The sequence below is a fragment of the Mycobacterium sp. genome (genome assembly GCF_032162605.1).
Taxonomy (GTDB): Bacteria; Actinomycetota; Actinomycetes; order Mycobacteriales; family Mycobacteriaceae; genus Mycobacterium.
In genome coordinates this window covers 1-24,173 of sequence record NZ_JAVROT010000641.1, presented here as the reverse complement: position 1 = coordinate 24,173, position 24,173 = coordinate 1, and the positions used below count along the sequence as shown (strand labels likewise).

Genomic DNA, 24,173 nt, shown 5'->3' with positions numbered 1-24,173 from the left:
TCGACGGCAAGAAGACCACCGGATCCTGGCGCGCACACCAGGTTCCGCTCGCCAACGCCCGCGACACCCCCGAGCACCTCCAGGTGCTGGCGGACTGGTTGGCCTCATACCGGGCCGAGGAACTCTTCGACGAGAACGGCACCCTCGACCCGAACATCGCCGCCCTCGCGCCGGCTGGCCCGCTGCGGATGAGCGACAACCCACACGCCAATGGTGGACTGCTGCTGAAGGACCTGCGTCTGCCCGACTTCCGTGAGTACGCCGTCGACGTGCCCGCGCCCGGCGCGACGGTCGCCGAGGCCACCAGGGTGCTCGGCGGTTGGCTCACCGACGTGATTCGGCGGAATCCCGACAACTTCCGCATCTTCGGGCCCGACGAGACCGCGTCCAACCGTCTGCAGGGCGTGTTCGACGCGACCGACAAGCAGTGGAACGCCGAATATCTCTCACCCGAGGTCGACGACCACCTGGCCCGGATCGGGCGGGTGGTCGAGATGCTGTCCGAACACCAGTGCCAGGGCTGGCTCGAGGGCTACCTGCTGACCGGGCGGCACGGCCTGTTCAACTGCTACGAAGCGTTCATCCACATCATCGACTCGATGGTCAACCAGCACGCCAAGTGGCTCAAGGTGACCAATCACATTCCGTGGCGTCGACCCATCGCGAGCCTGAACTACCTTCTGTCCAGCCATGTCTGGCGCCAAGACCACAACGGGTTCAGCCATCAGGACCCCGGTTTCATCGATCACGTGGTCAACAAGCGCGCCGAGGTCGTCCGGGTCTACCTACCGCCGGACGCGAACACGCTCCTGTCCACCTACGACCACTGTCTGCGCTCGCGTCAGTACGTCAACGTGGTGGTCTCTGGAAAGCAGCCTGCGCCGAACTACCTCACGATGGAGGAGGCCGTCGCGCATTGCACCAGGGGACTGGGAATCTGGGAGTGGGCGGGCAGCGAGACACTGGGTGAGGAGCCGGACGTCGTGGTCGCGACGTGCGGCGACGTTCCCACCCTTGAGGGTCTCGCGGCGGTGGACCTGCTCAAGCAGAACCTGCCCGACCTGTTGATCCGGTTCGTCAACGTGGTGGACCTGATGCGGCTGCAGGACGAGGGCGAACATCCCCACGGACTGTCCAATCAGGCGTTCGACATGGTGTTCACCCGCGACAAGCCGGTCATCTTCGCCTATCACGGCTATCCGTGGCTGATTCACCGGCTGATCTACCGCCGTGTGGGCGCCAACAACTTCCACGTGCGCGGCTACAAGGAGGAGGGCACGACGACGACCCCGTTCGACATGGTGATGTTGAACGACCTCGACCGCTTCCATCTGGTCATCGACGTCATCGACCGCGTTCCGTCGTTGCAGAACAAGTACGCGACGTTCCGTCAGGAGATGGTCGACCGGCGGCTCGCGGCTCGCGAGTACACCCGCGAGCACGGCGACGACGTCCCCGAGGTGCGCGACTGGGTCTGGCCCGACGCACGGGCCGCCGCCTCAGGAACCGCCGTCGCGGCCACTGTCTCGACCGGTGGCGACAACGAGTAGCGAGGACCCGCCACGCACTCCTCGTTGGCGCTGAACGATACTGATCGGCATGCTTGACAGGTGTCAGCTCTTGGCGTCGGTGCGGGTGCTGGACCTCGGTGGCGCGGCGTCCGATGGCGTGAGCAGGCTCCTCGCCGACCTCGGTGCGGACGTCCTGAAGGTCGAGCCACCCGGCGGCGCCGATGACCGCACGGCCCGGCCCTCCGTCGCGGGCGTCGGCATCGACTTCGCGCTGAACAACGCCAACAAGCGGGGCACCGTGCTCGACCCCGCCGACGGACGGGACAGGGACCGCTTCACCGACCTCGCAGGCGGGGCCGACATCGTGATCGACGACGGCCGGGTGCGTGGGACGGCGGAGTTCGGCACGTCCGTCGCGCAACTGGCGCAACGGTTCCCACACCTGGTCGCACTCGAGGTCACCGACTTCGGCGCGTCGGGGCCGCACGCGGGGTGGCGGGCCACCGATCCAGTGTTCTACGCGATGTCGACTGCGCTGTCGCGGTCCGGTCCGACGTCGGGCCGCCCCGTTCTTCCGCCGACCGGGATCGCGTCGGCCACCGCCGCGGTCCAGGGCGCCTGGGCGGCGCTCGTCGCGTATTACCAACGTTTGCGCACCGGCCGAGGTGACTACATCGACTTCTCCCGGTTCGAAGCGGTCCTGCAGTGCCTGGATCCGCCGTTCGGCTCGGAGGGCCAGGCGGCGGTCGGGCAGAAACACTCCGGTGAGCTGTGGCGGGGCCGCCCACGCAATCAGCAGATCTACCCGACCTTTCCCTGCGGGGACGGTTTCGTCCGGATCTGTCTGCTGTCGGCGCGACAGTGGCGGGGCATGCGCGCCTGGCTCGGCGAACCGGAACAGTTCGCCGACCCGAAGTTCGAGAGCATCGCCGCCCGGTACGTCGCGTCGAAGGAACTCAACGCTGCGATCGCCACTCTGTTCAAGACGGAGACGATGGAATCCCTTGTCGCCGAAGGCCAGCAGCGTGGCGTTCCGATCGCCGCCGTGTTGAGCCCGGCCGAGGCACTGGCGTCGGATCACTTTCGGTCCGTCGGCGCGCTGACCGAGATTCGGATCGCACCCGATGTCCCGTTGGCCGTACCAACCGGCCCGTTCGTGGTCGACGGCCGCCACGCCGGCATCCAAGGTGGCAGCCCGGAGGTAGGCGCCGACGAACCCCGCTGGCTCGGCACGCCGCGCGCGGCGGCGAGCGAAGCCGTTGCCGGAGCGGGCGAGAGACCGTTCGACCGACTGCGCATCCTCGACCTCGGCGTCATCGTCGCCGGGGGTGAGCTCGGCCGCTTGTTCGCCGACCTCGGCGCCGAGGTGATCAAGGTGGAGAGTGCGGCGTATCCCGACGGATTGCGGCAGACACCACCCGGCCAGCCGATGAGCCGGTCGTGGGCACTGACCCATCGCAACGAGCTCAGCCTCGGTCTCGATCTACGCCACCGCGAGGGCGCATCGATCTTTCGCCGCCTGGTGTCGGCATCCGACGCGGTGTTCGCCAACTTCAAACCCGGAACCCTTGCCGCCCTTGGGTTTGCCTTTGACGAGTTGCGCGGCGTGAACCCGCGGGTCGTTCTTGCCGAGAGCAGCGCCTTCGGCTCGACGGGGCCATGGAGCGACCGGATGGGATACGGCCCACTGGTCAGGGCCACCACCGGCATCAGTCGTCTGTGGGCCTCGAAGGAGGTGGGTGACGCGGGCTTCTACGATGCGACCACGATCTTCCCCGACCACGTCGTCGCGAGGATCACCGCGATCGCCGCGCTCGCCGCGCTGATCGACCGTGACACCACGGACTCGGGCGCGCACGTCCACATCTCGCAGGCCGAGGCCGCGGTCAATCAGCTGACCACGTCCTACGTGAGCGAGGCTGCTCGCGCAGCCGGGCTCGACGTCGTCGACGACGAGGCCATCCACGGCGTGTACCCGTGCGTGGGCGACGACGAGTGGTGCGTCATCTCCGTAGGTTGCGACGACCGCGTCGCGTTGGCCAAGGTGCTCGCGGTGAACGAACTGCCAAGCACCAGAACGGAATTCATGATAGCCGTCTCGGAGTGGACGGCCGTTCGGTACAAGGCCGACGTCGTCGCGGCGGTCCAGGACGCGGGTGTTGCGGCGGGACCGATGAACCGGGCGGTGGACGTGCTCGCCGATCCCCAGGTCGCCCACCGCGGGCTCTACGCCGAGATGGTGCACCCGCTGTTCGCGGCGCCGATGCCCACCGAGACGCATTCGGCCCCGTTCCAACGGATACCCGATGCCGATCTTCGGCCCGCACCGATACCAGGGGAACACACTCGGCAGATCGCGGGTGAACTCCTGCGCCTTGACGCCGACGAGACCGAGCGATTGATCGGCGAGGGCGTGCTGTTCGCGCCGCCGGATGACGACTCTGGCTGACTTCGACGGCGGCAGGCTGTTCGTCGGCCCCGCCATCTAATCCCGCGAGCGTGCGTGTCTGCACGGCGACACGCCGCCCGAAATGAGCAAACGCGCACCCTCGCGCCACGAGAAAGGCCCTTCGTGCCCATCGATCCCAGAACGCCGGTCCTCGTCGGCTACGGGCAGGTCAACCAACACGACGGCGACCCGGCGATCGAGCCGGTCGACCTGATGGAACGGGCCGCTCGGGTGGCGGCCGACCCGCGGGTGCTCGAGGCGGTCGACTCGGTGCGCATCGTGAACCTGCTGTCCTGGCGGTACCGCAATCCGGGTCTGCTTCTTGCGCAACGCCTCCGGGCGTCGGGGGCAGAGGGACGTTACACCAGCATCGGTGGCAACGTGCCGCAGGCGCTCGTGAACCAGGCCTGCCTGGACATCCAGAGGGGCAGCGTCGACACCGTCCTCATCGCAGGTGCGGAGACGTGGCGGACCCGGACGAAGGTGCGCGCGGCCGGAGGCAAGCTGGACTGGACCAAACAGGATGACACGGTGCCCCTCCCACAGGGCGCTGACGACCAGTTCCCGTTGGCCGGCCCGGTGGAACTCCGCATCCACCTGGACCGCCCCTCCTACGTCTATCCGATGTTCGAGCAGGCCCTGAGAATCACGGCGGGGGAGACGCCGGACGAGCACCGCCGCCAGATCGGCGAACTCTGGGCCGGGTTCAGCGCCGTCGCCCAGGGCAACCCGCACGCGTGGAACCGCGATCGCGTCACCGCGGAGGAGATATCGCAGCCCAGTGCAGGCAACCGGATGATCAGCTGGCCGTACACCAAGCTGATGAACTCGAACAACATGGTCGACCAGGGCGCCGCCCTGGTCCTGACGTCGACGGAGAAGGCGACGCACCTGCAGATCCCCGCCGAACGGTGGGTGTTCCCGTACGCCGGGACCGACGCGCACGACACCTATCTGATCGGTGAGCGCGCCGCGTTCGATCGATCGCCTGCCATCCGCATCGCGGGTGAGCGCGTGCTCGAACTCGCAGGCAAGACCATCGATGACGTCGACCTGGTCGACGTGTATTCGTGCTTCCCCTCGGCGGTCCAAGTCGCTGCGCGCGAACTCGGACTTACCCTCGATGACCCCGACCGGCCGCTCACGGTCACCGGCGGCCTGACGTTCGCAGGCGGCCCCTGGAACAACTACGTCACCCATTCGATCGCCACCATGGCCGAGCTGCTGGTGGCGACGCCCGGCGAGCTCGGCCTCGTCACGGCCAACGGCGGTTACCTGACCAAGCACAGCTTCGGCCTCTACTGCACGGAGCCCCCGCGTTGTGAATTCCTCTGGGAGGACGTGCAATCCGCCGTCGACGCGGAGCCCACCCGGGTGGCCGAGGACGAGTGGCATGGCGTGGGCACCGTCGAATCGTGGACCACCCCGGTCAGCAGGGACGGCGCTGCGGAGAAGGTCTTCCTCGCCGTCCGCACGCCCGCCGACAGCCGCGCGCTTGCGGTGATCACGGACGCCTCCCAGGCCGAGTCCAGCACCCGCGAGGACATCGCGGGGGCCAGAGTCCGGGTCGACGTCGACGGGTCAGCCACCCTTCTCTAGGCGATTTCGGCGCGAAGATCCGCGATGCGCGCGGGTTTTCGCGCCGAAATCGCGGGGTTTGGGCGGTGTTGACTTCGTCACACGGCATGCCTACAGTCAGCCCCACCACTTGTTGAAACGTTTCAATTTCGGGAGAGACGCCATCATGCCGGACAACGCGACGGAGCGCGTGTGCTTCGTGCTGCACGTCCGACCCGACCGGGTCGACGAGTACGTGGCCGCTCACGAGCACGTCTGGCCCGAGATGCTCGGGGCACTGAGCAGAGCGGGCTGGCACAACTACTCCCTGTTCGTCCGGCCCGACGACGGGCTCGTGATCGGTTACCTCGAGACCGACGACTTCGCCGCGGCGCAGTCGCGGATGGCCGCCACCGAGGTCAATGCCCGCTGGCAGGCGGGCATGGCCGACTTCTTCCAGAACCCGGCCGGTGTCCTACCCGACGAGGCGATGAAACCCCTGACCGAGTACTTCCACCTCGACTGAAGGACGACCATGAAACTCGGTGCGCGCACCACCACGGGTTGGAGGGCGACCATCGCGGTTGCCATGTCCAACTACATCGAGGCCGGCTCGATCATCGCGATCGCGACCAGTCTGGCGTTCTGGCAGTCGGACTTCGGCATCAGCAACTTCGCGGTCGGGCTGCTGGCTGCGTTGAGCGCCAACGCATTCGGCGCTGCCATCGGCGCGATCCTCGGCGGTCCGCTGTGTGACCGCTTCGGCCGCAAGGCGATCTATACCTACGACCTGTTGGTCTACATGGTCGGCGTGCTGCTGGCCGCATTCGCCGTCAACTTCACGATGCTGCTGGCCGCCTTCATCATCACCGGCATCGCCGTGGGCGCAGGTGTGCCCGCCTCGTGGACCTACATCGCCGAGCAGGCGCCGTCCGACGGCCGCGCCAAGCACATTGGAACCGCTCAACTGGCATGGTCGATCGGCCCGCTGATTGGGTTCGCCCTCGCCGCGGTGCTGGCCCCGATGGGCCTGCTCGGATCGAGGCTGATCTTCCTGCACTTGTTCGTCGTCGCCGCGGTGGTCTGGTGGGTGCGCCAAGGGCTGGCCGAATCGAAGATCTGGACCGACGAGGTAGAAGAAGCCAAGCACGAGCCCACCGCAAAGGGCGCTGTGGCGTCCCCGCTTGGTGCGCGCGGCCTTCGCGGCCTGTTCGCCCGCAAGGTCAACATCACCGCTCTGCTGTTCCTCGGCGGCATCTACCTCTTCTGGAACACCGTCGCAGGCCAGGCGGGCATCTTCATGCCCCGCGTCTACGACACCGCAGGCCTGCACAGTCCCGTCGCCCAGAACCTGCTGCAGGTCCTGGTGTGGGGCTGCACCGTGGCTGCGACCTACTTCGGCTTCATGCGATACGGAGACAAGATGTCGCAGCGACTGCTCTACGTGATCGGTGCAGCGCTGGGCATCGTCGGGTGGATGGTGCTGGTGGCGTTCACCGACGGCGGCGTGCCGACGATGCTGGCCTTCGCGGTGCTGTGGGGTGTTTCGGCCGGTATCGGTGCGCAGGCGTTCTACAGCCTGTGGGCCAGCGAGATGTTCGCCACCCCGTACCGCGCCAGCGCGCAGGGCGTCATGTTCTGCGTGGTGCGCAGCTTCACCGGCCTGCTGAGCTACTTCTTTCCGACGTTGCTCGCCGTCACCGGTCTCACCGGCGTCGGCCTGCTGCTCATCGGTCTCCTGACCGTCGCGCTGGTGATCGGTGCCGTGTGGGCGCCGGAGACCCGAGGAAAGACGTTGCAGCAGATCGAGGTCGAGCGTTACGGCAGGGTGGATAATCCGACAGAGAGCACAGAGACCGAGGTGGCAGCCCGATGACGAACGCCCTTCTTGACAACCTGGCCATCGAGCTGCCCTCTTGGGCGTTCGGCAACTCCGGTACGCGGTTCAAGGTGTTCGGCACCCCTGGCACGCCGCGGACCATCGAGGAGAAGATTGCCGACGCCGCGACGGTCCACCGGTTCACGGGTATGGCACCGACTGTGGCACTTCATATTCCGTGGGATCGTGTCGACGACTACAGTGCGCTCAGCGGGTATGCAGCCGAGCACGGGGTGAGGTTGGGCACCATCAACTCGAATACCTTCCAGGACGACGACTACAAGTTCGGCAGCCTGACGCACATCGACAAGATGGTGCGGCAGAAGGCGATCGACCACCACCTGGTCTGTATCGACATCATGGACCGATGCGGATCGCAGGACCTCAAGATCTGGCTGGCCGACGGCACCAACTACCCCGGCCAGGGTGACATCCGCGGCAGGCAGGAGCGGCTGACCGAATCACTGGCCGCGATCTACCAGCACATCGGTGACGGTCAGCGAATGGTATTGGAGTACAAGTTCTTCGAGCCCGCCATGTACATGACCGACGTGCCGGACTGGGGAACCTCCTACGCACAGGTCAGCACGCTGGGCGAGCGCGCGAAGGTATGCCTCGACACCGGTCACCACGCCCCTGGCACCAACATCGAATTCATCGTCGCGCAACTGCTGCGGCTGGAGAAGCTTGGGTCGTTCGACTTCAACTCCCGCTTCTACGCCGATGACGACCTCATCGTCGGGGCTGCCGACCCGTTCCAGCTCTTCCGCATCATGTTCGAGGTCGTCCGCGGCGGAGGATTGGATTCCGGAAGCGATCTTGCGTTGATGCTCGATCAGTGTCACAACGTCGAAGCCAAGATCCCCGGCCAGATCCGCTCGGTGCTCAACGTGGCCGAGATGACGGCGCGGGCCCTGCTCGTCGACACCGAGGCCCTCGCCGCGGCGCAGGACGCAGAAGACGTGCTGGGCGCCAACGGCATCTTCATGGACGCCTTCTACACCGACGTCCGGCCCGCGATGGCTCAGTGGCGCACCGAACGCGGCCTGCCCGCCGACCCGATGCGCGCGTTCGCAGAATCGGGCTACCAACAGGCCATTGACGCCGAGCGCATCGGTGGCACCCAATCTTCCTGGGGGGCATGACATGACCAACAGCACCGTTAGCGACCTGATCGCGCGTTCGAACCGGCTCGGCTCCGACCCGAAGAACACCAACTATGCGGGCGGCAACACCTCGGCCAAGGGTTCCGACATCGACCCGGTCACGGGTGCCCCCGTTGACCTGTTGTGGGTCAAGGGATCCGGGGGAGACCTCGGCACCCTGGCCGAGAGCGGTCTGGCCGTGCTCCGGCTGGACCGGATGCGCGCTCTCGTCGACGTCTATCCCGGCGTCGAGCGGGAGGACGAGATGGTCGCGACGTTCGACTACTGCCTGCACGGACGTGGTGGTGCGGCGCCGTCCATCGACACCGCGATGCACGGTCTGGTCGACGCCGCACACGTCGACCACCTGCATCCCGACTCGGGCATCGCGCTGGCCACCGCCGCGGACGGTGAGGCACTCACCAAGAAGATCTTCGGAGACCGCGTGGTGTGGATCCCCTGGCGCAGGCCGGGTTTCCAACTCGGGCTCGACATCGCTGAGGTCAAGAGGCGCAACCCGCAGGCCATCGGCACCATCCTCGGCGGTCACGGAATCACCGCATGGGGCGACAGCTCCGACGAGGCCGAGGCGCGTTCACTGGAGATCATCGACACCGTTGCCCGCTACCTCGACGCCAACGGTCGGCCCCAACCCTTCGGTGTGCCACTGGACGGTTACGGGGCGCTGCCCGACGAGCAGCGCCGCACCAAGGCCGCCGAGCTCGCCCCGTTCATCCGTGGTCTGGCATCGGCAGACAAGCCACAGGTGGGGCACTTCACCGACGATTCGCGGGTGCTCGAATTCCTTTCCAGCAGCGAGCATCCGAGACTCGCCGCGCTGGGCACCAGCTGTCCGGACCACTTCCTGCGCACCAAGGTCAAGCCGATGGTGTTGGACCTGCCCGCCGACGCGTCGATCGAGGACTGCCGGGCCAGGCTGGCCGAACTGCACGTGGCCTACCGCGCCGACTACCAGGCGTACTACGACCGTCACGCGGGACCGGCGAGCCCCCCCATTCGAGGGGCCGATCCCGCGATCGTCCTGATCCCGGGCGTCGGAATGTTCAGCTACGGCAAGGACAAGCAGACCGCGAGGGTGGCGAGCGAGTTCTACCTCAACGCCATCAACGTGATGCGCGGAGCCGAGTCGATCTCCACCTACGCCCCCATCGACGAGGCGGAGAAGTTCCGCATCGAGTACTGGGCGCTGGAGGAGGCCAAGCTCGCGCGGATGCCGAAACCGAAGCCATTGGCCACCAGGATCGCCCTGGTCACCGGCGCCGCGTCCGGCATCGGCAAGGCGATCGCGACCCGACTGGCGGCCGAGGGGGCGTGCGTCGTGATCGCCGACCTCAGCGCTGAAAAGGCCGCTGCCGCAGCGATGAAGATCGGCAACTCCGACGTGGCGATCGGCATCGCCGCCGACGTCACCGACGAGCCCGCCGTGCAGGCCGCGATCGACGCGTGTGTGCTGGCCTTCGGCGGGATCGACATCGTCGTCAACAACGCCGGGCTGTCCCTGTCCAAGTCGCTGCTCGAGACGTCGGCCGACGACTGGGACCTGCAGCACAACGTCATGGCCCGCGGCTCGTTCCTGGTGTCGAAGGCCGCCGCACGGGCGCTGATCGACCAGAAGTTGGGCGGCGACATCATCTACATCTCGTCCAAGAATTCGGTGTTCGCAGGCCCCAACAACATCGCCTACTCGGCGACGAAGGCCGACCAGGCCCATCAGGTGCGTCTGCTGGCCGCCGAACTCGGCGAGCACGGCATCAAGGTCAACGGCATCAATCCCGACGGCGTGGTCCGCGGTTCGGGCATCTTCGCGGGCGGATGGGGCGCCAAGCGGGCCGCCGTCTACGGCGTGCCGGAGGAGGAACTCGGCGCTTACTACGCCCAGCGCACCCTGCTCAAACGTGAAGTGCTGCCCGAGAACATCGCCAACGCCGCGTTCGCGCTGTGCACCTCGGACTTCTCTCACACGACGGGATTGCACGTGCCGGTCGACGCTGGCGTGGCGGCCGCCTTCCTGCGATGAGCGCCCGGACGTTCGCCGCGGTCGACCTGGGCGCCACCAGCGGGCGCGTCATGCTGGCGTCGGTCGGTCAGGGGACGCTCGAGATGCGGGCGGTGCATCGGTTCGCGAACGACCCCGTCTACCTGTGGAACGGTCGGCGTACCGCGATGCACTGGGACCTTCCCGGCCTGTTCGCCAACGTCTGCGCCGGGCTGGCCGAGGCTGGGCGTGCCGCACCGGAGCTGACGAGCGTCGGCGTGGACTCGTGGGCCGTCGACTACGGTCTGCTGCGCGACGGAAGGTTGCTCGGACTGCCCTACAACTACCGCGACGCGAGATGCGCACTGGGCGCAGACGCGGTGCACGCCAAACTCACCCAAGAGCAGATCTACGCCCGCAATGGATTGCAGTTCCTGAACTTCAACACCATGTTCCAACTCGCTGCCGACGAACTCGAGGGCGCGCTTGACGTCGCGGATGCCGCGCTGCTGGTTCCCGACCTGATCGGCTACTGGCTGACGGGGCAGATGGCGACCGAGCGGACCAACGCCTCGACCACCGGGCTGCTGGGCATCGACGGGCAGTGGGACGCCGAACTCGAGACGATGCTCGGCCTGCCCAATGGTCTGTTTCCCCGACTGGTCGAACCTGGCGCCGAACTCGGCCCCGTGCTGGCTGATCTCGCAGACCGGGTAGGACTGAGCACGCGACTGCGTGTCACGACAGTGGCCTCGCACGACACCGCGTCGGCGGTCGTGGCGATTCCCATGGCCTCGGGGTCGGCGGCCTACGTCTCCTGCGGGACCTGGGCTCTGGTGGGGGTGGAGCTGCCCAGTCCGGTGGTCGGCGAAGACGCCCGCGCCGCCAATTTCACCAACGAGGTGGGAGCCGACGGACGAATACGCTTCCTGCGCAACGTGATGGGCCTGTGGCTTCTCAGCGAATCGGTCCGCCAGTGGGAGCGTGACGGCTCACGCATCGACCTGACCCTGCTACTGGAGCAGGCCGCTGCCTGCCCGCCGCCCGCCGAGGTGTTCGACGGCGACGATCCGCGGTTCGTCGAACCGGGTGACATGCCGGGTCGCATCCTGGGCTGGTACGCCGAGCGCGGCCTCCCCCCGCCGACGGACCGGGCCGAGATGGCCCGCGCGATCGTCGAGAGCCTTGCCGCTGGGTTCGCCCGTGGTGTGGAGCAGGCCTCCGCGCTGTCGGGCATCCCGGTCGAGACGGTTCACCTCGTCGGCGGTGGCGCCAGGAACCGGCTCCTCTGTCAGCTCGTCGCCGACCGCGGCGGCAGGCCGGTGGTCGCCGGGCCGGTGGAGGCGACCGCGATCGGTAACGTACTGATTCAGGCCCGCGCGCACGGCCTGTTGCACGGAGATCTCGATGATCTGCGTGACACCATGGCCACCGCGTTGCCCACTGAACGCTTTGAACCGCAACGGACCCCGGCGGGAAGGGCTTGACGATGAAGAGACGGATACCGAACAGGCACGATCTTGCGCCGCTGATGCAGTTCAAGAAGCCGGAGTTCGACGCGACGAAGCGCCGGTTGGACAAGGCGCTGACGATCGAGGATCTGCGGCGCATCGCGCGCAGACGCACCCCGCGGGCCGCGTTCGACTACACCGACGGCTCGGCCGAGGCCGAACTGTCCATCGCGCGCGCCAGGCAGGCCTTCTCCGACATCGAGTTCCATCCGGCGATCCTGCGTGACGTGTCGACGGTGAGGACCGGGTGGGACGTCCTCGGCGGACCCGTCAGCATGCCCTTCGGGATCGCGCCCACCGGGTTCACCAGGATGATGCACACCGAGGGTGAGATCGCGGGTGCGCACGCCGCGGCCCTGGCGGGCATTCCGTTCTCCTTGTCCACGATGGGCACCACGTCCATCGAGGACGTCAAGGCGGCGAACCCGCTGGGCCGGAACTGGTTTCAGCTCTACATGTGGAAGGACCGCGACCGGTCGATGGCGCTGGTCGAACGCGCCGTAGCCGCCGGCTACGACACCCTGCTCGTGACGGTGGACGTTCCGGTCGCAGGCGCTCGGCTCCGAGACAAGCGCAACGGGATGTCCATTCCTCCCGCGCTGACGCTGCGCACCATCGCGAACGCCCTACCGCGGCCGCAGTGGTGGATCGACTTCCTCACCACCGAACCCCTGGCCTTCGCGTCGCTGGACCGATGGTCGGGCACTGTCGCCGAGTTGCTCGACACCATGTTCGATCCGACGTTGACCTTCGACGACCTGGCCTGGATCAAGTCGCAGTGGCCTGGCAAGTTCGTGGTCAAGGGCGTTCAGACGGTGGCCGATGCGCGTGCCGTCACCGACCTGGGAGTCGACGGCGTTCTACTGTCGAATCACGGCGGACGTCAACTGGATCGGGCGCCGATACCGTTCCATCTGCTGCCCGCGGTGGCGGCAGAGGTCGGCAAGGACACCGAGATCCTGCTCGACACCGGGATCATGTCCGGCGCTGACGTGGTGGCCGCCATCGCCATGGGAGCGCGGTTCACGCTGATCGGGCGCGCCTATCTCTACGGCCTCATGGCAGGCGGAGAAGCAGGCGTCGACCGTGCCATCGAGATCCTGTCCGGTCAGGTCGAGCGGACGATGCGGCTGCTCGGCGTCACCTGCCTCGAAGAGCTGACGCCGGATCACGTCACGCAGCTGGTGCGCTTGGCGCCGCGGCCAGTGACGGGCGAGGCGGGGGTTTAGGTCCGATGGCGGTCGGGATCCGCGACGTCGCCGCGGCGGCCTCGGTGTCCGTCGGCACGGTGTCGAACGTGCTCAACGCGCCGGAGCGGGTCGCACCCGCCACCGTCGCACGGGTGCACGCCGCGATCGAGCGGCTCGGGTTCGTCCGCAACGACGCGGCCCGTCAACTGCGCGCGGGCCGGTCGCACTGCGTCGGACTGCTGGTGCTCGACGTCGGAAACCCGTTCTTCACCGACGTCGCCCGGTCGGCCGAACGGCGCGCGGCGCAAAGCAATCTGGTGGTGCTACTCGGCACCTCCGATGACGATCCCGAGCGTGAGCGCGCGTACTTGGAGACCTTCGACGAGCAACGCGTCTTCGGTTTGCTGATCTCGCCCGTCGGCGAGGACCTCGATCGCGTGCTCGCCCTGCACGCCCGCGGCGTCCCGGTGGTGCTCGTCGACCGCGACGGTGCCGGAACCCCGTTCGCCTCGGTGGCCGTCGACGACGTCGCCGGTGGCCGCATGGCGCTGAATCACCTGTGCGGACAGGGTCGCACGCGCGTCGCGTACGTCGGCGGCCCGCTGACTCTGCGCCAGGTGGCGGACCGCCTCGCCGGCGCTCGACAGGCTGCGGACGACCACCCGGGCGCCACGTTGGAGGTGATCCCCACGCAGGAGCCCAGCGTCCTGGCCGGACGGGCGGCGGGGGAGGCGCTGTGCGCCCGGCCCGTCGATCGGCGACCCGACGCGGCGTTCTGCGCCAACGATCTGCTGGCGATCGGCATGCTGCAGGCGCTGACCGGCAGCGGCGTGAGCGTGCCAAGTGAAATCGCGCTGATCGGCTACGACGACATCGAATTCGCGCGCTCGGCAGCCGTTCCGCTGTCGTCGATACGCCAGCCCAGCGCGAACATCGGGATGACCGCCATCGACCTGTTGCTGGCGGCCGTCGAGTCACCGGAAGCCGAGCCCCGACACGTGGTGTTCCGCCCGGAACTCGTGGCGCGGGCGTCCACGTTGAACGGGCGCTTGCCCGCTACTTGATGGTGTATCCGCCGTCGATCACCAGGTCGGCGCCGTTCACCATGGCTGCGGCACCTGAGGCCAGAAACACTGCGGCGGCGGCGATTTCGTCCGGGTAGGCGAACCGGCCCGTGGGGATGAGCTTCTTCAGCGCATCGCCCTTCGGCCCGTCCCACGCCTTGTGGCCGAGTTCGGTGAGCACGACGGTCGGCGAGATGGTGTTCACTCGCACGCCGCGGGGGGCCCACTCGGCTGCCAGTACCTTGGAGATGCCGACGACGCCGAACTTCGATGCGCAGTAGGCCACGTGCTGGTCCAGGGCGACGCTGGCGGCCTGCGACGCCATGTTGATGATGGCGCCACTGCCTGCGGCGAGCATGTGCCTTCCGGCTGCCTGACACATCAGGAAGGTGCCCTTGAGGTTGATGGCGATCGTCGAGTCCCAGTCCGCCAGTGAAAGGTCCTCGGCGGGCGCGAGTCTGGCAATTCCCGCACTGTTGACCAGGATGTCGATGCGGCCGAACTCGCCGAGCACCGCGTCGACCACGCCGTTCACGGAGTCGGGATCCGCGACGTTGCAGGCAAACCCACGACTGCCGGGCAGCTCCCCGGCCACGCCGCCTGCGCCGGATTCGTTCAGGTCGACCACCGCGATCCTGGCGCCCTTCGCCGACAGTCCGGCCGCGATGGCCGCGCCGATGCCAGAGGCGCCCCCGGTGACGAGAGCCACCAGTCCGTCCAGCCGGAAGTCGAAGTCCACTACGGGTTCGGTTGTTTCGGACATGTGCCCATCTCTCCTTGGTGTGGGGGCCAGATCAGTCGAGCACGGCCGCTGCGATGTCGACGTCGGTGACGATGGAGGACACCAATCCCGACTTCAGTACCGCCCTGGTGGCGGCGGCCTTCTCCTTGCCCGCTGCGATGGCGATCCTGGTGGGGATCCCGCGCAGCACCGTCTCGTCGATGCCCATCCGGCGCTCGTCGAGACCAGGTACCCGCCGGCCCTCGGAATCCATTAGCAGGGCGCATGTCTCGCCGCAGACGCCGCTTTCGCCGAGGGCTCGCACTTCGTCGGCGGTGAGCGATTCGTACACCTGGGAGGCTCCCGCGCTCCAGGCTCCGACCGAGACGATGGCGCAGCTCACCGAGGATTGGCGTCCGATGGTCTCGCGGATCTGCAGATTGTCGCCCAAACTCTGCGCCGTGCGCGCATCGGTCACGACGAGCGGGGCGTACAGCGGCCAGGATTCGCCACCGCTGACCTCGCTGATCCGTCTCACCAGATCCGTACCGTTCGACGTGATGGCGCCCGCCATGCCCGTGAGTTGCACGACGTCGCATCGGGGAAGCGAGGTCAGGTACGGGGCGATGTGCGTCAGGGTCCGTCCGCAGTCGACGCCGACCACGTCGCCTTCGCGCAGGATCGACTGCAGCAGTTCGGCCATCGCCCTCGCGACGGCGTCGACGTGGTCGGCCGCGTTCGTCGAGTCGGCAGCCACCGCGTAGGCGTGCTCGAGTCCATACTTGCGCTGCAGCGCCGTCGACAGCTCGACGTCGATGGCCCCCGGGTTGTGGATCTTGATCTCGACCATTCCCGACTCGATCGCTTCGTCGAGCATCCTGGCCACCTTGAACCGGGAGAGCCCGAACTCCTCGGCGATCTGGATCCGGGTGCGTCCCTCCAAGTAGTACCGGCGGGCGATCACCGCGCGCTGGAAAAGCTCATCAGGCCCCATCGGTCGCCTCCCGTGAATCCCGGAGCCACCAGGCTCGCCGGGCCGCTGCACATATGTGCAGCGACATTGACATGTGAGCATAAGCATTGCATGATCCACCTCACAAAGGAACATATGAGTAGCGGAGTCAACAAATGAGCGAAGACGGCGACGGGCTGGCCGAACTGGCCGGCGCGGTGTTGTCTCGTGAGTCCGCAGCCCTCGCTGCGCTGGTCGGGGCCGTCGAATCGAGCGTCGTGGCCGTCGCACGCCAGATGATCCGGGTTCCTGGGAAAGTCGTGACGACGGGCTCGGGCACCTCCGGAATCATGGCGGAGCGACTCGCCCACCTTCTCTCGGTATGCGGGACCCCCGCGGTCTATCTGCCGTCGATGGATGCGCTGCACGGCGGAATGGGCGCCATCACCACCTCCGATCTGGTCGTGGCGATCTCCAAGACCGGCAGGTCACAGGAGCTCACCAACCTCGTCGAGCGACTGGGCCAACGAGGCATCCACGTCGTCGCCCTCACGGAGAGCCCCGACTCGCCATTCGCCCTCGCCGCGGGGAGCTTGGCAGCCCTCCCGCCGACGCCGGCCGACGCCGATCCCGGCGACATGATCGCCATGGCCAGCACCCTCGCGGTCGGCGCATGGAGCGACGCGGTCGCCGTGGTGACGATGTCGCTGCGTGGACACACCGTCGGCGACGTCATCGACAGTCACCCGGCTGGCGGCGTCGGGTATCGCGAAGTCCGCCCAGGCGACGATTCCGCTCCGGTGGTGGCCTCGTGACGACGTCCGCGGCGATGGGCGTCGACTCGTCCACGCAGTCGTGCAAGGTCGAGATCCGCGACCTGAACACCGGAAGATTGCTCGGCACCGGGTCGGCGGTTCATCCGCCGGCGTTCCCGCCGTCCAGCGAACAGCACCCGGCCGACTGGGTCACCGCGTTCGTCTCGGCTGCGCGCCAAGCGATTTCGCGATGTGCGGAGCCACCCGACGTACGGGCGATCTCGGTGGCCGCACAGTGCCACGGGTTGGTGCTGCTCGACGAGCACGGCGACGCCCTGCGCGCGGCGAAGCTCTGGAACGACACGACGGGATCGCCCAACCTGGCCCGGCTCGTCGAGCGCATCGGCGCCCGCCGCTGGGTGATGCGCATCGGCTCGCTGCCCACCGCCGCGTTCACCATCGCCAAGCTGGCATGGGTCGCCGAGAACGAACCGGGCCTGCTGGATCGGATCGCCACCGTGCTGTTGCCGCACGACTACCTCACCTACTGGCTGACCGGTGAGAAGGTCACCGACCGCTCGGATGCCTCCGGCACCGGATACTTCGACGCCGTGGACGGACAGTGGATCCCGTCCTACCTCGATCTCGTTCGCGCAGACCAGGACTGGTCGACCAAGCTCCCGACCGTGCTGGGGCCTGCCGATGCGGCGGGCACGGTGCGCCCAGCGCGGGCAGCCGAACTCGGCATCCGGGACGACGTCGTGGTCGGCGCGGGCGGCGGCGACCAGCACGCCGCCTACCTGGGCCTCGGCCTGACAGACGGCGACCAGTACTTCAGCATCGGTACCTCGGGCGTGGTCGCGACGTCATCGCGGGGTCCCGTGTTCGACACGACCGGCGCCGTCGACGGGGTGGCCGACATGACCGGTGGCTACCTGCCGTTGATGAGCACGCTCAACGCGGCCAGGGTCGTCGACAGGGCGGCCGTCCTGCTCGGCACCGACCTCGCGGGCATCTCGGAGCTGGCACTGGCGGCGGGACCCACCCAGGGCCCGGTGCTGGTGCCGTTCCTCGACGGGGAACGCACGCCCGATCGTCCCGACGCCCGCGGCGCCTTCGCCGACCTCACCTCACAAACGACCCGCGAGGATCTGGCGCGCTCCTTCGTCGAGGGTCCACTGCTCTCACTCTTGTCGGGACGCGACAGCCTGACGGCGTGCGGCGTCGAACTCGGCGGCGCTGCAACGGTCGTCGGCGGGGGAGCCCGGTCAGCGGCGACGCTGCAACTGCTGGCGGATCTGCTCGGTGACGAAGTGACGGTGCCCGACGTCGACGAGGCGACCGCGCGTGGCGCGTGCATCCAGGCGGCGGCCGTGGCGTCGCGCACCGACGTTGCGGGTCTCGTCGACCTGGCGAAGCGGTGGCTGCCGGACGCCAGGGCCCGCGTCGCACCGCGAAACCACGGCAGGGACGTGACCGCACTGCGGAAGCGGTGGGCAGCGCTGGCCGCCTCCCCGCTGCTCGACGGGGACGGCGCGCGATGACCGCCCTCGCGTCGTGGCACACCGATTTCCCTGGCATGCTGGCCGGATCCGTATACGCGGCCCCCGGATCCCGGTTGTTCGCGGCGCAGACGCTGGTCGAGGAGGGACTCGACGTCCACATCGACGTGATGGCCGCCTCCGAGGGTCTACCCGTCGGCGTGAGTCTGGCTGAGCTGCAGATGATCTCCGCGGCCGTGGACCGACACCGGGTCGGCGTGCACGTGATTGGATCCGGCGACTTCGTGGACGCCGTGCTGCCGAAGATCCTCGCGCTGCATCCCGGCGTCGTGTTCCTGCCATGGCGGACGTTCACCGCCGACCGCGTCGTCGCGGTCCGGGCGGCCGGCGGCAAGGCCTGGATAGCGCTGTGGCGGGAGTGGGACGGCGTCGGCGATCCCCAGTGGCCCAGCGCCCCGGACGGCGTGCTGGTGATGCTCATCGAACCCGGCACCCGGGACACCTCCCGGCTGGATCGCCTGGATCTCGTCACCGCCTGCACGACGCAGTTCTCCGATCTACCCGTTGCCGTCGACGGCGGGATCACCGAGGAAGTCGCGCCACTGTGCGCCGCCTCCGGGATCCGCCAGATGGTCGTCGGCCGGGCCCTACTGACCTCCGAACGAAGGGAAGCGATATGAGCAGGATGCGCGCCAGCGTCATGACCGGCGTCCGCACACTACAGATCGAGGACAGGGAAGTCCCGACGCCTGGGCCGCACGAGGTCCTCGTCGAGGTCGCGGCGGTCGGAGTCTGCGGATCCGACGTGCACTACTACCGCCACGGCCGGATCGGCGACTTCGTCGTCGAGCAGCCGATGATCCTCGGCCACGAGCTGTCGGGGCGCATCTCGGCGGTGGGTGAGCAGGTCGACCCCACCCGCGTCGGCCAGCGCGTCGCCGTCGAACCGCAACACCCGTGCAGGCGCTGCAAGCAGTGCACAGCGGGCCGTTACAACCTGTGCCTCTACATGGAGTTCTACGCCACGCCGCCGATCGATGGCGCCTTTTGTCGCTACGTCACCATCGACGCCGAATTCGCCCATCCAGTGCCGGATTCCATGTCCGATGAGGCCGCGGCACTGCTCGAGCCGCTGTCGGTGGCCGTCACGACGATGCGCAAGGCCAACGTCCAGCCGGGAAGTTCGATCCTCATCGCTGGCGCCGGGCCCATCGGCGTCATCTGCGCGCAGGCTGCGCGTGCGTTCGGCGCCGCGCGGATCGTCGTCTCCGATCCGCTGGAGTCGCGGCGGGAGAGCGTCCTGCGCTTCGGCGCCACCGAGGTCATCGATCCTCTGGTCGACGACGTCGCCGCGCTCGATCCTCAGGTCGACGCCTTCGTCGACGCCAGCGGCGCTGCCCCCGCAGTGGTCAGCGGCATCAAGGCGGTCGGCCCGGCGGGCCACGTCGTCCTGGTCGGAATGGGTTCCGGCGACTTCGCACTGCCCATCGGCTACATCCAGAACATGGAGATCAACGTGACCGGAGTCTTCCGGTACACCGATACCTGGCCCGCTGCAATACATCTGGTGACATCGGGCGCCGTCGACCTCGACGCGATGGTGACCGGCAGATACGACCTCGAGCACGTCGGCGAGGCACTGGACAGCGACACCGACCCGGCCAGCCTCAAGTCGATCGTCGTACCGAAATGAAGGAGAGTGCCGTCATGAGCAGGCGTTCACCATTCGATCTCACGGGGCGCACTGCGCTCGTCACCGGCGGAAACCAAGGCCTGGGAAGGGCATTCGCCTTCGGCCTGGCAGAAGCGGGCGCGACGGTCGCGATCGCCGGCCGCAGTGCCGAACGCAATGACAAGGTGACCGCGGAGGCCGCCGCGGCCGGACACGCCATGCACCCGATCACCGCCGACATCACCACCTCGGCAGACGTCAACCGCATGGCGGCCGAGGCGATCCAGGCGCTGGGCCACGTCGACATCCTCGTCAACAACGCTGGCACCTGCTACCACGCGGAGTCCTGGGACGTCACCGAGAATCAGTGGGATGACGTCTTCGACCTGAACGTCAAGGCACTATGGGCCGTTTCGCTGGCGGTCGGTGCCCACATGCGCGAGCGTGGCTCGGGCTCGGTGGTCAACATCGGCTCGATGTCGGGCATCATCGTGAACCGTCCGCAGATGCAGCCCGCGTACAACGCCTCCAAGGCCGCGGTCCACCATCTCACCAAATCGCTTGCAGCGGAATGGGCTCCGCTGGGGATCCGGGTCAACGCAGTGGCACCGGGCTACTGCAAGACCGAGATGGCGCCGGTGGACCGCCCCGATCTCAAGCGGTACTGGATCGACGACGCACCCCAGCAGCGGTACGCATTGCCCGAGGAGATCGCGCCATGCGTCGTGTTCCTCGCCAGCGACGCCGCCTCGTTCATCACGGGATCGGTCCTGGTCGCCGACGGGGGGTACACCGCATGGTGAACGGCGCACAGCCGGGCCTCAACCGACGCGTGGTCGTGAACGCACTCGACGACGTCGTGTTCGAGACCGTCCCCGAGGCCGAGCCCGAGGCCGGCGAGGTGCGCATCCGCGCCACGGTCGTCGGCATCTGCGGCTCCGATCTGCACGCCGCGTGCGGCAAGCACCCGTTCATCGACCTGCCGTACCGCCCGGGCCACGAGGTCGTCGGCATCGTGGACGCCATCGGCTCGGGTGTCGACGACTCCTGGTTCGGCAGCCGTGTCGTCGTGGAGCCCAACCTGGCCTGCGGTCACTGCACCCAGTGCCGTGCCGGCCGGTACAACATCTGCCGGGAACTGCTGGTCCTCGGCTGTCAGACACCGGGCGGCCTGGCCGACAGCTTCACCGTCGCCGCCGACCGACTTGTCGCGCTGAACGCCGACCTCGACGACGACCACGCAATCCTTATTGAGCCGCTCGCCACCCCCATCCACGCCGTGCGCCGCGCTGCCGAGGCGGTCGGCGACCTGCGCGGCCGTCCGGTCGTCGTGATCGGTGCGGGCCCCATCGGGCTCTTCGTGCTGCTCGCCGCGCGTGATGCCGGGGCGAACGTGGTGGTCGCCGATCTGGTGCAGTCCAAGCGCGAGCGGGCCGAACGACTCGGCGCCGTAGGCACCTTCGATCCCACCGCGCCCGACGCCGTCGAGTCCGCGCTGGCGCTGCTCGGCGGCCCCGCAGCCGTCGTGATCGACTGCGTGGCCAGGGAGAGCTCAGTGGCCCAGGCCGTCGACCTGGTCGACAAGGGCGGTGCCATCATGATCGTCGGCGTCGCGGCGGGAGCCACGCCCGTGCGGCTCGATCTGGTCCAGGACCGTGAGCTGGCCCTGATCGGGAACCTGATGTACGTCCGCGAGGACTACATCGCCGCGATCGACCTGCTGGCGTCCGGAGCGGTCCCGATCGACGAGATCATCAGCGCCCGCTTCGACTTCGAGCACTCCGCGGAGGCGTTCACCGCGTCGGCGGACCCCGAGCACGTCAAGGTCGTGGTCACCCTTGGGGCGAGCGAAGCGACGGGGAATCTGGTCGGCGCCGGTTCGACGGGGAGTTCATCGTGAGCTCGGCCATTCTCGAATGTGCCGACATCACCAAGAGTTTCGGGGGCGTCCCGGTGCTGAAGGGCATCACGCTGGACCTCGAGCCCGGCTCGGTCACGGCGCTGGCCGGTGAGAACGGAGCGGGCAAGTCGACGCTGATGAAGATCGTCAGCGGCCAGTACAGCGCCGATGGCGGCTCGGTGTCGGTGCAGGGCACCCACCTGGCACCGGGCAATCCGCGCGACGCGGTCAAGCACGGCGTCGCGATCGTCCCGCAGGAACTGGCCTCGATCGAGGACATGACCGTCTACGAGAACCTCTTCGTGGGAAGGGAACTGCGGCGCGGGCCGTTCCTCAACCGCGGGGCGATGATCGCCGAGGCCAAGGAGACGCTGTCGGCGTTCGACGTGGCGATCTCGCCGACCGCCCGGATGGGTAGCCTGCCGGTCGGTCTGCGCCAGATCGTCGAGATCGTCAAGGCCGCCCGCACCGGCGCGCAGGTCGTGATGCTCGACGAGCCCACCTCGGCCATCTCCGAACGCGAGATCGAGGGCCTCTACGGGATCGTGCGCCGGCTTCGCGACCACGGCGTCGCCATGGTCTTCACCACCCACAAGATGGCCGAGATCCGCGCCATCGCCGACCGGGTAGTGGTGCTGCGCGACGGCGGTCTGATCCTCGACGGGCCGCTCACCGAGGTCACCGACGACGACATCGTCACCGCGATGATCGGCCGTGAACTGGACGCCCTCTTCCCCGATCGCGTCGAGCCGAAGCCAGATCCCGTCCTGGAGATCCGTGACCTTCAGGTCGTCGGCGCTTCCGAGCCGGTGTCGTTCTCGGTCAATTCCGGCGAGATCGTCGGCCTCGCCGGTCTGGTCGGGGCGGGTCGAACCGAACTGCTGGAGGCCATCTTCGGCGCCAGGCACACCAGCTCCGGTGAGATCGTCGTACGCGGCAAGAACGTGAAACGCAATGCGCCGGCGGCCGCGATCACCGAGGGCATGGCGATGGTCCCCGAGGATCGGAAGATCTCCGGTGTGGTGCTGTCGATGAGCGTTCTCGACAACGGATCGCTTCCGAGGCTGTCATCCTTCAGCATCGCGGGTTGGCTGAAGGGCAAGGCGCGCACCAACGCCGTCTCCGACGTGATGAAGTCGGTGCGGCTGCGCAGCAGCGGCATGGGCCAACTCGTCGGCACGCTGTCGGGCGGAAATCAGCAGAAGGTGGTGCTGGCCCGCTGGCTCACCGGTGAGGTCAACGTCCTGCTGCTCGACGAGCCGACCCGCGGGGTGGACGTTGGTGCCCGCAGTGAGATCTACCGCATCATCACCGAATTCGCCGAGGCGGGCATGGCCGTGGTGATGGCGTCATCCGACATGCCCGAGATCATCGGGCTGTCGCACCGCGCGTTCGTCATGCGCGAGGGCGCGTTCGTCGGTGAACTCGACCGCGACGCGCTCGACCATCCCGCAGTTCAGGAATCCGTGTTCCGGATGGCGACCGCACTCGACGGGCCGAAACACATATCGAATCCACCCACGGCCGAAGAGCGGCCTGATTCACCGGAGGCAGCATCGTGACCACCCCTGTCGACACCGAAGAAACCCCGGAGGCTTCCGGAGCAACGGTAGTGACGTCACCCGTGACGGGGGAGCCCGTCCGGTTGTTCTCGCGCGAGTGGATCAGCGGTATCGCGCTGCGCTACTCGATGGTCATCATCATGCTGCTGGTGATCGCGTACTTCAGTTACCGCAGTGCACGATTCGGCACCGTCGACAATCTGGTGACCATCCTGGTCGCGGCCGCGCCGTTCGCGCTCATCGCGCTGGGGCAGACGCTGGTGGTGCTCACCGGTGGTATCGACCTGTCGGTCGGCTCGGTGATCGCCGTGTCGGCGATGGCGGGTGCGGCGACGGCGAAGGCCAATCCCGGCCAGGTGTGGATGACCGTCGGAGTGGCCATGGTCGTCGGTCTGGCGGTCGGTTCGCTCAACGGAATCATGGTGTCCCGAATAAACGTTCCGCCGTTCATCGCGACGTTGGGCACGTTGACGGCGGGCTCAGGTCTTGCCTATGTCATCGGCGGTGGCGCGCCGATCAACGGGCTGCCTGCCGAATTCGGCTCCATCGCCAACACGAAGATTCTCGGTCTAACCATCCCCGTGCTCGTCATGATCATCGGGATCATTCTGCTGGCGATCGTGATGAAGCGGACCACCTACGGGATGCGCGTCTACGCCGTCGGCGGCAACCGCAACGCCGCCGAGATCGCGGGCATCAACGCCAAGAACGTCCTGTTCAGCGTGTACGCACTGTCCGGCCTGCTGGCGGGCATCTCCGGCGTGATGCTGGCGTCGCGGGTCATCTCAGGGCCGCCCAACCTGGGGC

20 protein-coding genes are annotated in these 24,173 nt (G+C 67.8%); 18 read left to right on the top strand and 2 right to left on the bottom strand.

Translation table 11 applies throughout. From position 1 onward, the window contains the following. The 10 genes from QOI01_RS36540 to QOI01_RS36495 all read left to right on the top strand — a co-directional run. Positions 1–1,550: phosphoketolase family protein (locus QOI01_RS36540; RefSeq protein WP_526389206.1), on the top strand; the 1,550-nt coding region annotated here is incomplete at its 5' end. Positions 1,551–1,599: 49 nt separating this feature from the next. Continuing rightward, a complete protein-coding gene (locus QOI01_RS36535; RefSeq protein WP_526389204.1) occupies positions 1,600–3,960 on the top strand; it encodes a CaiB/BaiF CoA-transferase family protein in 2,361 nt (786 codons plus the stop codon). Positions 3,961–4,083: 123 nt separating this feature from the next. After that, complete coding sequence (locus QOI01_RS36530) at positions 4,084–5,559, top strand: acetyl-CoA acetyltransferase (protein ID WP_526389202.1); 1,476 nt, start codon at positions 4,084–4,086, stop codon at positions 5,557–5,559. Between the two features lie 145 nt (positions 5,560–5,704). Next, positions 5,705–6,043 (top strand): L-rhamnose mutarotase, encoded by a 339-nt coding sequence (locus QOI01_RS36525; RefSeq protein WP_526389200.1) that lies wholly within the window; start codon positions 5,705–5,707, stop codon positions 6,041–6,043. A 9-nt stretch (positions 6,044–6,052) separates the two neighbouring features. Then, a complete protein-coding gene (locus tag QOI01_RS36520) occupies positions 6,053–7,393 on the top strand; it encodes an MFS transporter (protein ID WP_526389198.1) in 1,341 nt (446 codons plus the stop codon). Continuing rightward, a complete protein-coding gene (rhaI, locus tag QOI01_RS36515) occupies positions 7,390–8,541 on the top strand; it encodes an L-rhamnose isomerase (protein ID WP_526389196.1) in 1,152 nt (383 codons plus the stop codon). The genes QOI01_RS36520 and rhaI overlap by 4 nt, the downstream gene beginning before the upstream one ends. A 1-nt stretch (position 8,542) precedes the next feature. Further along, complete coding sequence (locus QOI01_RS36510; protein WP_526389194.1) at positions 8,543–10,579, top strand: bifunctional aldolase/short-chain dehydrogenase; 2,037 nt, start codon at positions 8,543–8,545, stop codon at positions 10,577–10,579. Further along, complete coding sequence (locus tag QOI01_RS36505; protein WP_526389192.1) at positions 10,576–12,024, top strand: rhamnulokinase; 1,449 nt, start codon at positions 10,576–10,578, stop codon at positions 12,022–12,024. The genes QOI01_RS36510 and QOI01_RS36505 overlap by 4 nt, the downstream gene beginning before the upstream one ends. A gap of 2 nt (positions 12,025–12,026) precedes the next feature. Continuing rightward, entirely contained in the window at positions 12,027–13,277 is a 1,251-nt protein-coding gene (locus tag QOI01_RS36500; protein ID WP_526389190.1) for an alpha-hydroxy acid oxidase, read from the top strand. Positions 13,278–13,282: 5 nt separating this feature from the next. Beyond that, the gene (locus tag QOI01_RS36495) at positions 13,283–14,302 is read left to right on the top strand and encodes a LacI family DNA-binding transcriptional regulator (protein WP_526389188.1); all 1,020 of its coding nucleotides are present in this window, start codon (positions 13,283–13,285) and stop codon (positions 14,300–14,302) included. Here QOI01_RS36495 and QOI01_RS36490 read toward each other — a convergent pair. After that, positions 14,295–15,065 carry an SDR family NAD(P)-dependent oxidoreductase gene (locus tag QOI01_RS36490; RefSeq protein ID WP_526389186.1) on the bottom strand — a complete coding sequence of 257 codons (771 nt, stop codon included), beginning with the start codon at positions 15,063–15,065 and terminating at the stop codon, positions 14,295–14,297. The two genes, QOI01_RS36495 and QOI01_RS36490, sit on opposite strands and share 8 nt — an antisense overlap. Before the next feature lie 31 nt (positions 15,066–15,096). Further along, complete coding sequence (locus QOI01_RS36485) at positions 15,097–16,017, bottom strand: sugar-binding transcriptional regulator (protein ID WP_526389184.1); 921 nt, start codon at positions 16,015–16,017, stop codon at positions 15,097–15,099. A 134-nt stretch (positions 16,018–16,151) separates the two neighbouring features. Between QOI01_RS36485 and QOI01_RS36480 the strand changes: the two genes are divergently transcribed. The 8 genes from QOI01_RS36480 to QOI01_RS36445 form a co-directional block, all read left to right on the top strand. Further along, on the top strand, positions 16,152–16,790 hold the full coding sequence (locus QOI01_RS36480) for an SIS domain-containing protein (protein ID WP_526389182.1): 639 nt from the start codon (positions 16,152–16,154) through the stop codon (positions 16,788–16,790). Continuing rightward, positions 16,787–18,274: a xylulokinase gene (gene xylB / locus QOI01_RS36475; protein ID WP_526389180.1), complete on the top strand. Its 1,488-nt coding sequence runs from the start codon at positions 16,787–16,789 to the stop codon at positions 18,272–18,274. Before QOI01_RS36480 ends, xylB begins: the two co-directional genes overlap by 4 nt. Further along, on the top strand, positions 18,271–18,912 hold the full coding sequence (locus QOI01_RS36470) for a ribulose phosphate epimerase (protein ID WP_526389178.1): 642 nt from the start codon (positions 18,271–18,273) through the stop codon (positions 18,910–18,912). Before xylB ends, QOI01_RS36470 begins: the two co-directional genes overlap by 4 nt. Next, the gene (locus QOI01_RS36465; protein ID WP_526389176.1) at positions 18,909–19,925 is read left to right on the top strand and encodes an NAD(P)-dependent alcohol dehydrogenase; all 1,017 of its coding nucleotides are present in this window, start codon (positions 18,909–18,911) and stop codon (positions 19,923–19,925) included. Before QOI01_RS36470 ends, QOI01_RS36465 begins: the two co-directional genes overlap by 4 nt. Positions 19,926–19,939: 14 nt before the next feature. Further along, entirely contained in the window at positions 19,940–20,707 is a 768-nt protein-coding gene (locus QOI01_RS36460) for an SDR family NAD(P)-dependent oxidoreductase (RefSeq protein WP_526389174.1), read from the top strand. After that, complete coding sequence (locus QOI01_RS36455; protein WP_526389172.1) at positions 20,701–21,804, top strand: zinc-dependent alcohol dehydrogenase; 1,104 nt, start codon at positions 20,701–20,703, stop codon at positions 21,802–21,804. The genes QOI01_RS36460 and QOI01_RS36455 overlap by 7 nt, the downstream gene beginning before the upstream one ends. After that, entirely contained in the window at positions 21,801–23,366 is a 1,566-nt protein-coding gene (locus QOI01_RS36450) for a sugar ABC transporter ATP-binding protein (protein ID WP_526389170.1), read from the top strand. Before QOI01_RS36455 ends, QOI01_RS36450 begins: the two co-directional genes overlap by 4 nt. After that, positions 23,363–24,173, top strand: an 811-nt coding sequence (locus QOI01_RS36445) for an ABC transporter permease (RefSeq protein ID WP_526389168.1), incomplete at its 3' end; no start/stop codon positions are given. The genes QOI01_RS36450 and QOI01_RS36445, both read left to right, overlap by 4 nt.

What these genes read in the sequence shown, in the direction of transcription:
- QOI01_RS36535 (WP_526389204.1), top strand. Translation starts at nt 1,600, where the DNA reads ATGCTTGACAGGTGTCAGCTCTTGGCGTCGGTGCGGGTGCTGGACCTC.
- QOI01_RS36525 (WP_526389200.1), top strand. Translation starts at nt 5,705, where the DNA reads ATGCCGGACAACGCGACGGAGCGCGTGTGCTTCGTGCTGCACGTCCGA.
- QOI01_RS36520 (WP_526389198.1), top strand. Translation starts at nt 6,053, where the DNA reads ATGAAACTCGGTGCGCGCACCACCACGGGTTGGAGGGCGACCATCGCG.
- rhaI (WP_526389196.1), top strand. Translation starts at nt 7,390, where the DNA reads ATGACGAACGCCCTTCTTGACAACCTGGCCATCGAGCTGCCCTCTTGG.
- QOI01_RS36510 (WP_526389194.1), top strand. Translation starts at nt 8,543, where the DNA reads ATGACCAACAGCACCGTTAGCGACCTGATCGCGCGTTCGAACCGGCTC.
- QOI01_RS36505 (WP_526389192.1), top strand. Translation starts at nt 10,576, where the DNA reads ATGAGCGCCCGGACGTTCGCCGCGGTCGACCTGGGCGCCACCAGCGGG.
- QOI01_RS36500 (WP_526389190.1), top strand. Translation starts at nt 12,027, where the DNA reads ATGAAGAGACGGATACCGAACAGGCACGATCTTGCGCCGCTGATGCAG.
- QOI01_RS36495 (WP_526389188.1), top strand. Translation starts at nt 13,283, where the DNA reads ATGGCGGTCGGGATCCGCGACGTCGCCGCGGCGGCCTCGGTGTCCGTC.
- QOI01_RS36490 (WP_526389186.1), bottom strand. Translation starts at nt 15,065, where the DNA reads ATGTCCGAAACAACCGAACCCGTAGTGGACTTCGACTTCCGGCTGGAC.
- QOI01_RS36485 (WP_526389184.1), bottom strand. Translation starts at nt 16,017, where the DNA reads ATGGGGCCTGATGAGCTTTTCCAGCGCGCGGTGATCGCCCGCCGGTAC.
- QOI01_RS36480 (WP_526389182.1), top strand. Translation starts at nt 16,152, where the DNA reads ATGAGCGAAGACGGCGACGGGCTGGCCGAACTGGCCGGCGCGGTGTTG.
- QOI01_RS36470 (WP_526389178.1), top strand. Translation starts at nt 18,271, where the DNA reads ATGACCGCCCTCGCGTCGTGGCACACCGATTTCCCTGGCATGCTGGCC.
- QOI01_RS36465 (WP_526389176.1), top strand. Translation starts at nt 18,909, where the DNA reads ATGAGCAGGATGCGCGCCAGCGTCATGACCGGCGTCCGCACACTACAG.
- QOI01_RS36460 (WP_526389174.1), top strand. Translation starts at nt 19,940, where the DNA reads ATGAGCAGGCGTTCACCATTCGATCTCACGGGGCGCACTGCGCTCGTC.
- QOI01_RS36455 (WP_526389172.1), top strand. Translation starts at nt 20,701, where the DNA reads ATGGTGAACGGCGCACAGCCGGGCCTCAACCGACGCGTGGTCGTGAAC.